Here is a 13,478-nt window from a genome sequence, read left to right on the forward strand (position 1 = left end):
TCTAGGCCGCTTTCTGTTCCAGGCTGCTTTGCCATTCGCCTTTGGCGGCGAGGCCATTCATGCGCGCGCGATGACTGAATGCGTCTTGTCCGGCTGCGACGTTCTCGGCCTTGCCGGACCAGGCCTTCTGCGGCGCGGCCTGGAGGGCGCGGCCGTAGGAGAAGGTCAGGCCCCAGGGCAGCGGGCCGAGCTTGTGCATGGCGTTGAGGTGCGCCGTTGCCTCTTCGTCCGACTGGCCGCCGGAGAGGAAGGCGATGCCGGGCACCGCCGCGGGCACGCACGCTCTGAGCAGCCGTATCGTCTTCTCCGCGACCTCCTCGGCGGCAGGCTGCTTCGCAGACTTCTTGCAGGGGACTACCATATTCGGCTTCAGCACCATGCCCTCGAGCGCGACGCGCTGCACGCGCAATTCCTGAAACGTCTTGTTGAGCACACGGCTCGTCACCTCATAGCAGCGATCGATGTCGTGATCGCCGTCCATCAGCACTTCGGGCTCGACGATCGGCACGATCTGCGCGGCCTGGCATAGCGCGGCATAACGCGCCAGCGCGTGGGCGTTGACGCTGATCGCGGTCATCGAGGGGATGCCCCGGCCGTCAGTGCCACTGCCGATGTCGATCACCGCGCGCCATTTGGCGAAGCGCGCGCCGCGCTCATAATACTTCTTCAGCCGTTCGGCGAGCTTGTCGAGCCCGACGGTGACGAGCTCTCCGGGGCACATCGGCAGGGCTTGCGTGCCTTCGTCGACCTTGATGCCGGGAATGGCGCCGCTACTCTCGATCAGCTTGACCAAGGGCGTGCCATCCTTTGCGTTCTGCCAGATCGTCTCGTCATAGAGGATGACGCCGGAGATATAGCGGCTCATGGCTTCGTTCGAGCGGAACAGCATCTCGCGATAGTCGCGGCGGTTCTCCTCGGTCGATTCCACGCCGATCGCATCGAAGCGCTTCTTGATGGTGCCGGAGGATTCGTCGGCGGCAAGGATGCCCTTGCCGGGCGCGACCAGAGCGGTCGCGATCCTGTTCAGCTCAGTCAGATTCATCGAGATGTCCTCCCAAAACGATTCTGCCCTTGCCGGTGAAAATAGACCGTTCTCGGGCAAATGCCGAGTTAACGTTCGTCGCAGGGTAAGGGGGGGGAGGGGGCGCCGGCAACAAGGCGTCATCCCGGGCTTACCGCCCGGAATGACGGAGAAAGTGGGGCTGGCTTACGCCACCTTCGGGGCGAGCTCGCCCTTGGCGTAGCGCTTGGCCATCTCGGCCGTGGTCAGCACCTTCTTGATCTTGGATGCTTGGCCAGCGGTATTGAATTCCTGGAGCCGCTGCTTGCACAGCTTGGTCATCGCTTCCATCGCGGGCTTCAGGTATTTGCGCGGGTCGAACTCTTCCGGATTGTCCTTGAGCACTTTCCGGATCTGGCCGGTCATCGCCATGCGGTTGTCGGTGTCGATGTTGATCTTGCGCACGCCGTTCTTGATGCCGCGCTGGATCTCGGCCACCGGCACGCCCCAGGTCGGCTTCATCTTGCCGCCATAGGCGTTGATGATGTCCTGGAGGTCCTGGGGCACCGACGAGGAGCCGTGCATGACGAGATGCATGTTCGGCAGCTTGCGGTGGATCTCCTCGATCACGTTCATGGCGAGGATGTCGCCGTCGGGCTTGCGGGTGAATTTGTAGGCGCCGTGAGACGTCCCCATCGCGATCGCGAGCGCGTCGACCTGGGTCTCCTGGACGAACTTCACGGCTTCATCCGGATTAGTCAGGAGCTGGTCGTGGCTGAGCTTGCCCTCGGCGCCGTGGCCGTCTTCCTTGTCGCCCATGCCGGTCTCGAGCGAGCCGAGTACGCCGAGCTCGCCCTCGACCGAGATGCCGCCGAGATGGGCCATCTCGGTCACGGTCTTGGTGACGCCGACATTGTAGCCCCAGTCGCCGGGGGTCTTGCCGTCCGCCTTGAGCGAGCCGTCCATCATGACCGAGGTGAAGCCGGCCTGGATCGCGGTCATGCAGGTTGCCGGCTCGTTGCCGTGGTCGAGATGCACGCAGACCGGAATGTGCGGGTAGATCTCGGTCACCGCGTCCATCATGTGCTTGAGCATGACGTCGTTGGCGTAGGAGCGCGCACCGCGCGAGGCCTGGATGATGACGGGCGCGTCGACCTGGTTGGCCGCGTCCATGATCGCCAGCGCCTGCTCCATGTTGTTGATGTTGAAGGCCGGGACGCCGTAATCGTTCTCCGCCGCATGGTCGAGCAATTGACGCAACGTGATCCGAGCCATCTGTGTTTTTCTCCCGTTTGGGCCTGCAAGGCCACTGCTTGAAGGCGGCTACGACTTGCCGACCGATTACTTGGTGCGCAGAACTTCGACGCCGGGCAGGGGCTTGCCTTCCATCCATTCAAGAAATGCGCCACCGGCGGTCGAGACATAGGTGAACTGACCGGCCACATGGGCCTGGTTGAGGGCCGCAACGGTGTCGCCGCCGCCCGCGATCGAGACCAGCTTCTTGGCCTTGGTGCGCTCGGCGGCATGCTTGGCGGCGGACATCGTGCCGCGGTCGAACGGCTGCATCTCGAAGGCACCGAGCGGTCCGTTCCAGACCAGCGTCGCCGCATCGTCGATCGCGGCATGGACACGTGCGATCGACTGCGGACCGACGTCGAGGATCATGCCGTCGGCCGGGATCGCGTCGAGGCCATAGGCGTGCGACGGCGCGTTGGCCGCGAAATGATAGGCGACGGTGGCGTCGACCGGCAGGATGATGGCGCAGTTGGCGGCTTCCGCCTTTTCCATGATGCGCAACGCGGTCGCGGCGAGATCCTTCTCGGCGAGCGACTTGCCGATGCCGACGCCCTGGGCGTGCAGGAAGGTGTTGGCCATGCCGCCGCCGATCACGAGCGCGTCGACCTTGGTCACGAGGTTTTCGAGCAGGTCGATCTTGGTCGAGACCTTGGCGCCGCCGATGATCGCGATGACGGGCTTGGTCGGTGAGCCCAGCGCCTTCTCCAGCGCGACCAATTCGGCCTGCATGGTGCGGCCGGCATAGGCGGGCAGCTTGTGGCCGAGGCCTTCGGTCGAGGCATGGGCGCGGTGCGCGGCCGAGAACGCGTCATTGACCCAGATGTCGCCGAGTTTTGCGAGCTCCGCGACAAAGGCCGGATCGTTCTTCTCTTCCTCTTTGTGGAAGCGGGTGTTTTCCAGACAGAGGATGTCGCCGTCCTTCAGCGCCGCCACGGCCTTGGCTGCGGGCTCGCCGATACAGTCGTCGGCGAAGCCTACGGGCTTCTTCACGACCTTCGAGAGCGCCTCGGCGACGGGCTTGAGCGAGTCCTTGGCATCGCGTCCTTTCGGCCGACCGAAATGCGCGAGCAGGATGACCTTGCCGCCCTTGTCGGAGATTTCGGTGATGGTCGGCGCGACGCGCTCGAGCCGGGTCGCGTCGCTGACGCGCCCGTTCTCCATGGGCACGTTGAGATCGACGCGCAGCAGCACGCGCTTGCCCTTCACGTCGACGTCGTCGAGGGTGCGGAATTTGTTGGTCACGAGGTATCCCCTGAACCGCCTTGGGTAATGTTGGGCCAGTCCTCGATCTTCCGATCCGGATCGGGCTTGATCTTCGAGCCCGATCGCAAGAACAGGAACAACAGGCCGCCCATCAACGCCAAGAGGAGCGCGAGGGCGACGAGTTGCGAGGTCATGGCGTTCTCCGGCTGTGCCGTGACGCGTGTTGGTTAGATCACCTTCGCCATCGCCACGGCAGTGTCCGCCATGCGATTGGAGAAGCCCCACTCATTGTCGTACCAGGACATCACGCGCACCAGCGTGCCGTTCTGCACCTTGGTCTGGTCCTCGTGGAACGTCGAGGAGTGCGGGTCGTGGTTGAAGTCGATCGAGACGTTCGGCGCGCTGGTGTAGCCGAGGATGCCCTTGAGCTGCTGCTCGGAGGCGCGCTTCATCGCCGCGTTGATTTCCTTGACGTCGGTGGCGCGCTTGGCGACGATCTTGAGGTCGACGACCGAGACGTTCGGGGTCGGCACGCGGATCGCGACGCCGTCGAGCTTGCCCTTCAGCTCCGGCAGCACGAGGCCGATCGCCTTGGCGGCGCCGGTCGAGGTCGGGATCATCGACATCGCAGCCGCGCGGCCGCGGTAGAGATCCTTGTGCATGGTGTCGAGCGTCGGCTGGTCGCCGGTATAGGCGTGGATCGTGGTCATGAAGCCGGTCTCGATGCCGACGAGGTCGTTCAGCACCTTGGCGATCGGCGCGAGACAGTTGGTGGTGCAGGAGCCGTTGGAGACGACCAGATGTTCCCGGGTCAGCGTGTCGTGGTTGACGCCGTAGACGATGGTGGCGTCGGCGCCGTCGGCGGGCGCAGAAACGAGAACGCGCTTGGCGCCAGCGGTCAGATGCGCGGAGGCCTTGTCCTTCGAGGTGAAGATGCCGGTGCATTCCATCGCGATGTCGATCCCGAGATCCTTCCAGGGCAGCTTCGAGGGATCCCGCTCGGCGGTCACCTTGATCTTGTTGCCGCCGAGGCTGATCGTGTCGCCATCGACGGTCACGGTGCCGGGGAAACGGCCATGGACGCTGTCGAAGCGAAGCAGATGGGCATTGGTCTCGACCGGGCCGAGGTCGTTGATGCCGACGACCTCGATGTCCTTGCGGCCGGACTCGGCGATGGCCCGCAGGATGTTGCGGCCGATGCGGCCAAAACCGTTGATTCCGACGCGGACTGCCATGTTTCGTCTCCTTCAATGACCGTTGTCATCCCGCACAACGCGCTAGCGCGCCTGCGAGGGTTTTTTTAGGGCGGACGCCCGGTTCGGCCGGGCGGGGCTTGATCATATGAGAGTTAGGTAGTCCTTTTTTTCGGCAATCTCAACTCTCAGGAAACGCGTTTCAGAACGGCGTTAACCGCGGCCTCGGCGGTAATGCCAAAGTGCTGGAATACCTTGTTGAGAGGGGCGCTGGCGCCGAAGGAGTGCATGCCGATAAACTCGCCATCCTGGCCGATCACGGCGTCCCAGCCCCAGCGTACGGCGGCCTCGATCGCGACCTTGACCGGGGCGTTGCCGATGATCTCGTCGCGGCGCTCCTTTGGTTGCGCTAGCAGGAGCTCGAGCGAGGGAACCGAAACCACCCGGGTCGGAATGCCGCGCTCGGCGAGCTGCTTCTGGGCGGCCACGGCCATCTCCACTTCGGAGCCCGAGGCGAACAGCGTCGCCTTGGCTTCGCCCTGGGCGGCCACCAGTTCGTACGCACCGAATCGGCAGGGGCTCTCGTTCGGCGCGGCGGTGCGCAGTTGCGGCAGGTTCTGCCGGGTCAGCGCCAGGACTGTCGGGCCGTCGATGCGGTTGAGCGCGAGCTCCCAGCACTCGGCAACCTCGATGGAATCGCACGGGCGGAACACGCGCATGTTGGGAATGGCGCGAAGTGCTGAGAGATGCTCGACCGGCTGGTGGGTCGGGCCGTCTTCGCCGAGGCCAATGGAATCATGGGTCATGACATAAACGACGCCGGTCCCCATCAACGCGGCGAGCCGCATCGCGGGCCGGGCATAATCCGTGAACACCAGGAACGTGGCGCCGTTCGGCGCAAAACCCCCGTGCAGGAAGATGCCGTTCATCGCCGCGCACATGCCGTGCTCGCGGATGCCGTAATGGATGAAGCGGCCCTTCGGCGTCTTGGCCGAGAACGCAGTCGCCGACTTCGCCTTGTTGTTGTTGGAGCCGGTGAGATCGGCCGAGCCCGCCAGAAACTCCATCGGCATCGCGCCGGCAATCACTTCGATCACGGCTTCGGAGGATTTGCGGGTCGCCGCATTCATCGGCTTTTCCAAGAGCTCCTTCTTGTAGCCCTTGAACGCCTTTGCCAGCGCGGCCGGCCGCTCGTGGCGCAGCCGGCGCTCGAATTCGGCGCGCTTGCGGCCGCCGAGTTCACCGAGCCTTGCTTCCCATTCCTGTCGTGCCGCCGCGCCACGGCTGCCGGCCGCGCGCCAGGCCTTGAGCACGTCGTCGGGCACCGAGAACGGCTCCAGCGAAATGCCGAGATTTTCCTTGGCGGCCTTGAGTTCGTCGGCACCGAGCGCTTCGCCGTGCACTTTGTTGGTGCCGGCCTTGTGCGGCGCGCCGAAGCCGATGGTGGTGCGGCACGCGATCAGCGTCGGCTTGTTTGATTTCTGCGCGCGCGTGATCGCGGCCGATATCGCGGCCTGGTCGTGGCCGTCGATCTTTTCGGCTGCCCAACCCGCCGACTTGAACCGCTTCACCTGGTCCACGGAATCGGAGATCGAGGTCGGGCCATCGATCGAGATGCCGTTGTCGTCATACAGCACGATCAGCTTGTTGAGCTTCCAGTGCCCGGCCATCGCGATCGCTTCCTGCGACACGCCTTCCATCAAATCGCCGTCGGAAGCGATCACATAGGTGTGGTGATCGACGATCTTCTTGCCGAACTCGGCCGCGAGCATCTTCTCGGCGAGCGCCATGCCGACGGCGGTGGAAATGCCCTGGCCGAGCGGACCGGTGGTGGTCTCGATGCCCTTGGTGTGGCCGTGCTCGGGATGTCCCGGAGTCAGCGACCCCAACTGACGAAAGTCCTTGAGCTGGGCGATCGTCATCTCGGGACTGCCGATCAGATACAGCAGCGAATAGATCAGCATCGAGCCGTGCCCGGCCGAGAGCACGAAGCGGTCCCGGTCCGGCCAGTCCAGCGCGGCGACGTCGAATTTCAGGAATTGCGTGAACAGCACGGTCGCCATGTCGGCGGCGCCCATCGGCAGGCCGGGATGACCCGATTTCGCCTTCTCGACGCCGTCCATGGCAAGGCCGCGGATCGCATTGGCCATACGGTTGTGATCGACCTGCGTCATGTCTGAAAATCCGTCTGGAATGAGGCGCTTGTGGCTGGATTTGGCCGCGCCGGAAGGAGCCTTTCGGCCGCTGGGGTCGCGGCTGGGATAGCATCTCGGTTCCGGCAGGCCAAGGCAATCAAACGCCGGTTTGGCCGTAAAAGTTGCTTACGGCATGATCCGGACCCGCAGGGCCGCGTTAGCGCAAAGTGGAGGCCGGTTTTCCGGCCAGGTCATGCCCGGCAGGAACTGATAGATCGGGATGAATCCCATCCCGATCTATCAGTGCATAGTTTCGTGGCGGCGTTGCGCTCCGCTAGCTTGCCACGTAAATTTCTGCTTCTAACCGCTTGCCGAACCGAGTCTTTTGCCGGACGGCAAGCTCCAAGGTAAATGCCCAAAGGAAAAGCCCAAGGGCAAGGCCACAGGTTCCGCCGCTGACTGCATGAACGATCGCGTATCCAACAGCTCTGCCATGACCGAGTCCTCGGCCGTCGAGATCGAGATCGCGACCCGCAGGCTCATGGCGGCGCTCGACTCGCTCGAAAGCGCCGTGGAGCGGCGGCGCGATGCCGATCGCGACGAGAACGAGCTCGCGGCGCGAATCCAGGCGCTCGGCGCGGACCGCTCGCGGCTTGCCGACGAACTCGACGGCGCGCTGGTGAAGGCGCGCAAGCTCGAGCGCTCCAGCCGCGAGATCTCCGATCGGCTGGATTCCGCGATCGTCACGATTCGCTCGGTGCTCGATACCGGAGAGGACGGATGAGCCACATCAACGTCACCATCAACGGCCGGCAATACCGCATGGCCTGCGAGGAAGGCCAGGAGGTGCGGCTGCTCAAGCTCGCCGAAAGCCTGGAGACGCGGATTCAGTCGCTGCGCGGAAAGTTCGGCGAGATCGGTGATGCCAGGCTCACCGTGATGGCGGCGCTGACCGTCTGCGACGAATTGGTCGACGCCGGCAACCGCATCCGGACCATGGAGCAGGAACTGACCGAGCTACGGGATTTCCGCAACGCCGCCGTCGAGCGCGCCCGGCTGACCCAGACCGCGGTCGTGAACGCACTGAACTCTGCGGCGGAGCGCATCGAAAAGTCGACCCAGGTCCTGAACCGCACCGTCGGCAACGGGATCGCCATCGGCTGACCGTTCACCGGGCTGGCGATTCGTCAGCATCGTTGTTACATTGCCCGAGCGGGGCTGCGACGCGCGTCAGGAGCCATTATCCCCGGGGCCTTATCGATCCTTTAGGGAACTGTCCCTGGCCGGGCCCGTGGGCTCGGACATATGGTGCCCACCTACTTTCGTAGGGAACTCCGGGATCGAGTGCTTCAACGGCGTTCGCGGCTTCGCACTTTTGCATTCGTCCTCCTAGTTCGTGCCTCTCGAATTGCGTCCTCGACAAACCAGCGGTGTCATGCCCCGCGTAGGCGGGGCATCCAGTACGCCGCGGCGTCGATGTTTGATCACTGGCGTCTCTGGAATACTGGATCACCCGCCTTCGCGGGTGATGACGGCGGAGCAAGGCTCAGCCTTCGGAGCAAGCGCGCATGACCAACACCAAAGCCGAACTCCGCGCCAAAGCCCTCGCGGCGCGCGATGCGCTGAGCGAAAAGAAGCGCACCGCCGCCGCCGCCAAGCTCGCCAAGCGCGGGCTGCCGTTCCAGCTTCTGCCCGGCAGCATCGTGTCGGGATATTCGCCGATCCGCAGCGAGATCGATCCGATGCCGCTGCTGAAGAAGCTGGCCGAGCAGGGCGCCAGGCTCGCGCTGCCTTGCGTCACCGCGCGCGGCCAGTCGCTGATCTTCCGCGTCTTCCATCCCAACGATCGCCTGATGCTCGGCCCGCTCGGCATTCCCGAGCCGTCGCCTGGGGCCGCTGAAGTCATTCCCGACATCATGCTGACGCCACTCGCTGCCTTCGATCGTCTCGGCCATCGCATCGGCTATGGCGCGGGGCATTACGACCACACCTTCGCGCATCTGCGAAAAGCCAAGAATATCGTCGGCATCGGGCTCGCTTTCGCAGCGCAGGAGATCAAGGCGGTTCCGGCACTAGCCCACGACGTGGCGCTGGATTATGTGCTAACGGAATCCGACGTATTCGATTTCCGGAGTTCTGAAGTTGCGCATTCTCTTCGTGGGTGATGTCGTCGGCCGTGCCGGGCGCAATGCCATCGCCGAATATCTGCCTGGCATGGTCAAGGACTGGTCGCTCGATTTCGTCGTCGTCAACGGCGAGAATTCCGCCGGCGGCTTCGGCATCACGGAAGCGATCTATCAGGAGTTTCTCGACGCCGGCGCCGACGCGGTGACGCTCGGCAATCACTCCTGGGACCAGCGCGAAGCTCTCGTGTTCATCGAGCGCGCGGATCGTTTGGTGCGGCCCGCGAATTATCCACGCGGTACGCCCGGCCGCGGCGCCGCGCTGGTCGAGACCAAAAACGGCAAGCACGCGCTCGTCGTCAACGCTTTGGGCCGCGTCTTCATGACCCCGTTCGATGATCCCTTCGCAGCGCTGGAGCGCGAGCTCGGCGCCTGCCCGCTCGGCATTGCCGCGGATGCCATCGTCGTCGACTTCCATTGCGAGGCGACCAGCGAGAAGCAGGGCATCGGCTTCTTCTGCGACGGCCGCGCCAGCCTCGTCGTCGGCACCCACACCCATGTGCCGACCGCCGACCACCAGATCCTGTCGGGCGGCACCGCCTACATGACCGATGCCGGCATGACCGGCGACTACGATTCCATCATCGGCATGCAGAAGGAAGAGCCGCTGCGGAGGTTCACCTCCGGGATACCCTCGGGCCGCTTCGAGCCGGCGGCAGGCGCCGCGACGCTCAGCGGCGTTGCCGTGGAGACGGATGACGCGACCGGACTCGCACTGCGCATCGCACCGGTGCGCGCCGGCGGCCGGCTGGAGCCGGCAACGCCGAAATTCTGGTTGAGCTGAACGGCGCCACATATTCAGTGTCGTCCCGGCCGGGACCCATACCGCGTGATCTATCCATTGCACGCAGCCGGAGTACCGAACGACGAATCTTTGCCAAACAAATCGCTGTGGCTATGGGTCCCGGCCTTCGCCGGGACGACGCCGAGAGTGATGCGCTCACCGCACCTACTCGGCCGTCTGCTCCCTCAACCCCGCGACATCCTTTGCCGTCAGCTTCGACCCCTTCGTGCCAAACCGCGCCGTGACGTAATTCGCCACCGCCGCAATCTCGTCATCGCTATACGCGTTGCCGAATGCTGGCATCGACAGCGCCCCGTCGGGCGTATTCCGCTTGGTGCCTGACAGCACGATCTGCGCGACGTTGGTGGCGGCGGGGTCGTTGACGGCCCAGGTGCCGGTCAGCGTTGCCATCGCCGAGACCGGGCTCTCGCCGCTCCAGCCGTGGCAGCTGGCGCAGGCGCTGGCGAACATTTTCTTGCCGCGCGCATCCGCCGTGATGCCGTCCTTGTGCGAGGCGGGCGCGACGGGCGCGGTGGTTGCCGGCAGGTCGGGCGAGGGCTGCGGCGGTACGCTGCGCAAATAGGCGACGATGCTGCTTATGTCCTCAGGCGCGAACTGGCTGAAACTGTGGTCGACCGCTTCACCCATCGGACCCGACGCCGAGCCGTGGCCGGGCGCATGGCCGAGCGACAGATAGGAGATCAGGTCCTCGTCACGCCAGCTGCCGAGGCCGGTGGCCTTGTCGGAGGAGATGTTGAAGGCGCGCCAGCCGGCCGTGATCGCGCCCGCGAACTTCTTGCGGTTGTCCAGCGCAAAGCCGAGATTGCGCGGCGTGTGGCATTCGCCGCAATGCGCCAACGCTTCAACAAGATACGCGCCGCGATTCCACTCCGGGCTCTTCGACGTATCAGGCGCAAAGCGTGTGTCGGGATTGAACACGGCCGACCAGACAATCATCGCCCAGCGCTGGTTGAACGGGAAGGACAGCGTGTTCTCCGGCGGCTTCGCGCGCACCGCAGGCAGGCTGAACAGATAGGCCTTCACCGCCAGCACGTCCTCGTCGGTCATGTAGGTGTAGGACGTGTAGGGCATCGCCGGATAGAGCCGGGCGCCGTCATGGCGCTTGCCGCGCTGGACCGCGTTGAGAAAATCCTGGTCGCTGTAATTGCCGATGCCGGTGTCCTTGTCCGGCGTGATGTTGGTGGAATAGAGCGTGCCGAACGGCAGCTTGAAGCCGAGCCCGCCGGAATAGTCCTTCTCGCCCGGCTTGGTGTGGCAGACCATGCAGTCGGCCGCCTTCGCGAGATATTCGCCGCGTTCAACCAGGCTCGCCTTCTCCAGCCTTGCCGGCACGCCGGTCGGCTTGCCGGCGCGGTAATCCGCCAGCGCCACCTTGGGGCCGCCGGCGAAGTCGAGTGGGCCGGGCCCGCGGATGATCCAGACGCCGAGCGCCACCACGACAATGGCGATCACGACGATGCCAGTGAAGATACGCATCTTGCCGCTCATGCCTTTTTCCCCGCAGCCAGCAGTTTCCGATCGATCGGCAGGCGCCGCAGCGCGACGCCGGTTGCCGCGTAAATGGCGTTGCGCAGCGCCGGCGGTCCGGCATTGACGCCGGCCTCACCGATGCCGCCGGGCGCCTCGCCGCTCTTGACGACGACGACCTCGATCTTCGGCATCTCGTCGATGCGCATCATGCGGTAGTCGTGGAAATTCGACTGCTGCACGCGGCCCTTCTCGATGGTGATCTCGCCATAGAGCGCGGCGGTGAGGCCGAACACCAGGCCACCCTCGATCTGCGCCTTCACTGTATCGGGGTTGACCGCGATGCCGGTGTCGACCACCGATGTGATGCGGCGGAGCGTGATCTCGCCGATATCGTCGATCTCCGCTTCCACCACGGTGGCGAGGAAGCTTGCAAATGACGGCTGGACGCAGACGCCGCGACCGACGCGCGGTGGCAGCGGTTGGCCCCAGCCGGATTTCTCGGCGGCGAGATTGAGCACCGCGAGCATGCGCGGATTCTTGGTCAGCATGGAGCGGCGGAATTCGACGGGGTCCTTGCCGGCCTTGCGCGCCAGCTCGTCCATCGCGCATTCGACCGCGAACACGTTGTTGTTCGGACCGACGCCGCGCCAGAATCCTGTCGGCACCCCCGGCGGCTCGGCGCGGACATATTCGACATGGAAATCGGCGAAGTCGTAGGGCGCATCCACCGCGGCATCGACCGCGTCGATATCGATACCCTTCTGGAACGCCGGCGGCAGCCAGCGCGCCAGCACGGCGGAGCCGGCGACCTTGTACTTCCAGGCCGCGACCTTGCCGTCGACCAGCGATGCCGTGACCTGGTCGCGATAGACCGGGCGGTAGACGTCGTGCTGGATGTCCTCCTCGCGGGTCCATATCACCTTGACGGGATAATCGACCTGCTTTGCGATCTTCACGGCGGCCACCACCATGTCCGGCTCGAGCTTGCGGCCGAAGCCGCCGCCGAGCAGATGCTGGTTGACGATCACCTTGTCGACCGGGAGGCCGGCGGCCTTCGCGGCCTCCGATTGCACGCGTGTCATGATCTGCGTGCCGGTCCAGATCTCGCAGGCATCAGGCCTGACGTGGACGGTGGCGTTGATCGGCTCCATCGAGGCGTGCGCGAGGAACGGCAGTTCGAAGCTCGCCTCGAACCTGTCGCCGCTTGCGAGCCCCTTGGCGATGTCGCCAACCGATTTCGCGACCACGCCGTCCTTCGCGCTGGCGGCGCGCAGATGCCGCCAGATATCCTCCGTGCTGAGCTTCGCGTTCGGTCCCTCGTCCCACTCGATCTTGAGCGCATCGAGGCCTTTCTTGGCGGCCCACATGTGGTCGCCGATCACGGCGATTGTGTCCTCGAGCACCACGATTTTGCGCACGCCCGGGATTTTTGTCGCCGCACTGTCGTCGACCTTGCCGACCTTGCCGCCAAAGACCGGGCAATTGGCGATCGCTGCGATCTTCATGCCGGGCAGGATCGCGTCTATGCCGTAGACGACCTTGCCGTTGACCTTGTCCGGCGTGTCGAGCCGCTTCAGCGGCTGGCCGATGATGACGAAGTCCTTGGGGTCCTTGACCGAAACATCCTTCGGCGGCGTCTGGCCCTGTGCGGCCAGTGCCAGTTCGCCATAGCCGAGCCTGCGGCCGCTTGCGGCGTGCACGACCTCGCCTTTCGACGCGGTGCAGCTCGCAGGTTCGACCTGCCATTGCACTGCTGCGGCCCGCACCAGCATCGCCCGCGCGCTGGCGCCGGCTGCCCGCAACGGTTTCCACCAGGCACGGATCGAGGTCGAACCACCCGTGGCCTGCAAGCCGAAGGCGGGATTGGCGTAGAGCTTGTCGTTGGGCGGCGCATGCAGCACGGCGACCTTTGCCCAATCGGCGTCCAGCTCTTCGGCCAGGATCATCGCAATCGAAGTATAGACCCCCTGGCCCATCTCGACCTGCGGCATCATCAGGACGGTGCGGCCGGTCTCGTCGATGCGGATGAAGGCGTTGGGCGCGAACTTGCCGTCGGTCGTGTCCTTCGGCTGCTCCGGCTCGTTGACGGCGGCGCGCAGCGGCAGGTGGAAGGCGAGCAGGAAGCCGGTGGCGAGACCGCCGGTCAGAAGCGCACGGCGGGAGACGTCAGGAAGAGTCTTGTCGGTGATCATG

Annotated in this window: 12 protein-coding genes and 1 other RNA gene; 5 read left to right on the forward strand and 8 right to left on the reverse strand. The window is 64.8% G+C overall.

Features of this window, described 5'->3' with window-relative positions; genetic code table 11:
• Position 1: 1 nt before the first annotated feature.
• From IVA75_RS19855 to tkt, 6 genes are all read right to left on the reverse strand, one after another.
• Positions 2 to 1,042: a class I fructose-bisphosphate aldolase gene (locus IVA75_RS19855; protein WP_247283903.1), complete on the reverse strand. Its 1,041-nt coding sequence runs from the start codon at positions 1,040 to 1,042 to the stop codon at positions 2 to 4.
• Between the two features lie 165 nt (positions 1,043 to 1,207).
• Positions 1,208 to 2,275, reverse strand: a complete 1,068-nt coding sequence (gene fba, locus IVA75_RS19860; RefSeq protein WP_027570269.1) for a class II fructose-bisphosphate aldolase — start codon at positions 2,273 to 2,275, stop codon at positions 1,208 to 1,210.
• A 66-nt stretch (positions 2,276 to 2,341) separates the two neighbouring features.
• Positions 2,342 to 3,538 carry a phosphoglycerate kinase gene (locus tag IVA75_RS19865; protein ID WP_247283905.1) on the reverse strand — a complete coding sequence of 399 codons (1,197 nt, stop codon included), beginning with the start codon at positions 3,536 to 3,538 and terminating at the stop codon, positions 2,342 to 2,344.
• Positions 3,535 to 3,693, reverse strand: a complete 159-nt coding sequence (locus IVA75_RS19870; RefSeq protein WP_247283907.1) for a hypothetical protein — start codon at positions 3,691 to 3,693, stop codon at positions 3,535 to 3,537. Before IVA75_RS19870 ends, IVA75_RS19865 begins: the two co-directional genes overlap by 4 nt.
• Before the next feature lie 33 nt (positions 3,694 to 3,726).
• On the reverse strand, positions 3,727 to 4,734 hold the full coding sequence (gene gap / locus IVA75_RS19875; protein WP_247283909.1) for a type I glyceraldehyde-3-phosphate dehydrogenase: 1,008 nt from the start codon (positions 4,732 to 4,734) through the stop codon (positions 3,727 to 3,729).
• Between the two features lie 146 nt (positions 4,735 to 4,880).
• On the reverse strand, positions 4,881 to 6,866 hold the full coding sequence (gene tkt / locus IVA75_RS19880) for a transketolase (RefSeq protein WP_247283928.1): 1,986 nt from the start codon (positions 6,864 to 6,866) through the stop codon (positions 4,881 to 4,883).
• A gap of 454 nt (positions 6,867 to 7,320) precedes the next feature.
• On the opposite strand from tkt, the gene IVA75_RS19885 reads away from it, so the two are divergent.
• The 5 genes from IVA75_RS19885 to IVA75_RS19905 all read left to right on the forward strand — a co-directional run bounded on the left by IVA75_RS19885 (position 7,321) and on the right by IVA75_RS19905 (position 9,794).
• Positions 7,321 to 7,611: a DUF4164 domain-containing protein gene (locus IVA75_RS19885; RefSeq protein ID WP_007599949.1), complete on the forward strand. Its 291-nt coding sequence runs from the start codon at positions 7,321 to 7,323 to the stop codon at positions 7,609 to 7,611.
• The gene (locus tag IVA75_RS19890) at positions 7,608 to 7,991 is read left to right on the forward strand and encodes a cell division protein ZapA (protein WP_007599950.1); all 384 of its coding nucleotides are present in this window, start codon (positions 7,608 to 7,610) and stop codon (positions 7,989 to 7,991) included. The genes IVA75_RS19885 and IVA75_RS19890 overlap by 4 nt, the downstream gene beginning before the upstream one ends.
• A 48-nt stretch (positions 7,992 to 8,039) precedes the next feature.
• Positions 8,040 to 8,199: non-coding RNA, 6S RNA (ssrS, locus tag IVA75_RS19895), on the forward strand.
• Positions 8,200 to 8,395: 196 nt separating this feature from the next.
• Positions 8,396 to 8,992, forward strand: a complete 597-nt coding sequence (locus IVA75_RS19900) for a 5-formyltetrahydrofolate cyclo-ligase (protein WP_247283930.1) — start codon at positions 8,396 to 8,398, stop codon at positions 8,990 to 8,992.
• The gene (locus tag IVA75_RS19905; protein ID WP_247283933.1) at positions 8,970 to 9,794 is read left to right on the forward strand and encodes a TIGR00282 family metallophosphoesterase; all 825 of its coding nucleotides are present in this window, start codon (positions 8,970 to 8,972) and stop codon (positions 9,792 to 9,794) included. The genes IVA75_RS19900 and IVA75_RS19905 overlap by 23 nt, the downstream gene beginning before the upstream one ends.
• Positions 9,795 to 9,959: 165 nt before the next feature.
• Here IVA75_RS19905 and IVA75_RS19910 read toward each other — a convergent pair whose 3' ends face one another.
• Both IVA75_RS19910 and IVA75_RS19915 read right to left on the reverse strand, forming a co-directional pair.
• Positions 9,960 to 11,303: a cytochrome c gene (locus IVA75_RS19910; protein ID WP_247283935.1), complete on the reverse strand. Its 1,344-nt coding sequence runs from the start codon at positions 11,301 to 11,303 to the stop codon at positions 9,960 to 9,962.
• Entirely contained in the window at positions 11,300 to 13,477 is a 2,178-nt protein-coding gene (locus IVA75_RS19915) for a molybdopterin cofactor-binding domain-containing protein (protein ID WP_247283938.1), read from the reverse strand. The genes IVA75_RS19910 and IVA75_RS19915 overlap by 4 nt, the downstream gene beginning before the upstream one ends.
• Position 13,478: the final 1 nt, after the last annotated feature.

Source organism: Bradyrhizobium sp. 134 (assembly GCF_023074155.1).
In the GTDB taxonomy this organism is placed as follows: Bacteria; Pseudomonadota; Alphaproteobacteria; order Rhizobiales; family Xanthobacteraceae; genus Bradyrhizobium.

Excerpts from the sequence above, each read along its gene's own strand:
- IVA75_RS19915 (WP_247283938.1), bottom strand. The coding sequence starts at position 13,477 with ATGATCACCGACAAGACTCTTCCTGACGTCTCCCGCCGTGCGCTTCTG.
- gap (WP_247283909.1), bottom strand. The coding sequence starts at position 4,734 with ATGGCAGTCCGCGTCGGAATCAACGGTTTTGGCCGCATCGGCCGCAAC.
- IVA75_RS19870 (WP_247283907.1), bottom strand. The coding sequence starts at position 3,693 with ATGACCTCGCAACTCGTCGCCCTCGCGCTCCTCTTGGCGTTGATGGGC.
- IVA75_RS19890 (WP_007599950.1), top strand. The coding sequence starts at position 7,608 with ATGAGCCACATCAACGTCACCATCAACGGCCGGCAATACCGCATGGCC.
- IVA75_RS19910 (WP_247283935.1), bottom strand. The coding sequence starts at position 11,303 with ATGAGCGGCAAGATGCGTATCTTCACTGGCATCGTCGTGATCGCCATT.
- tkt (WP_247283928.1), bottom strand. The coding sequence starts at position 6,866 with ATGACGCAGGTCGATCACAACCGTATGGCCAATGCGATCCGCGGCCTT.
- IVA75_RS19885 (WP_007599949.1), top strand. The coding sequence starts at position 7,321 with ATGACCGAGTCCTCGGCCGTCGAGATCGAGATCGCGACCCGCAGGCTC.
- IVA75_RS19900 (WP_247283930.1), top strand. The coding sequence starts at position 8,396 with ATGACCAACACCAAAGCCGAACTCCGCGCCAAAGCCCTCGCGGCGCGC.
- IVA75_RS19855 (WP_247283903.1), bottom strand. The coding sequence starts at position 1,042 with ATGAATCTGACTGAGCTGAACAGGATCGCGACCGCTCTGGTCGCGCCC.
- fba (WP_027570269.1), bottom strand. The coding sequence starts at position 2,275 with ATGGCTCGGATCACGTTGCGTCAATTGCTCGACCATGCGGCGGAGAAC.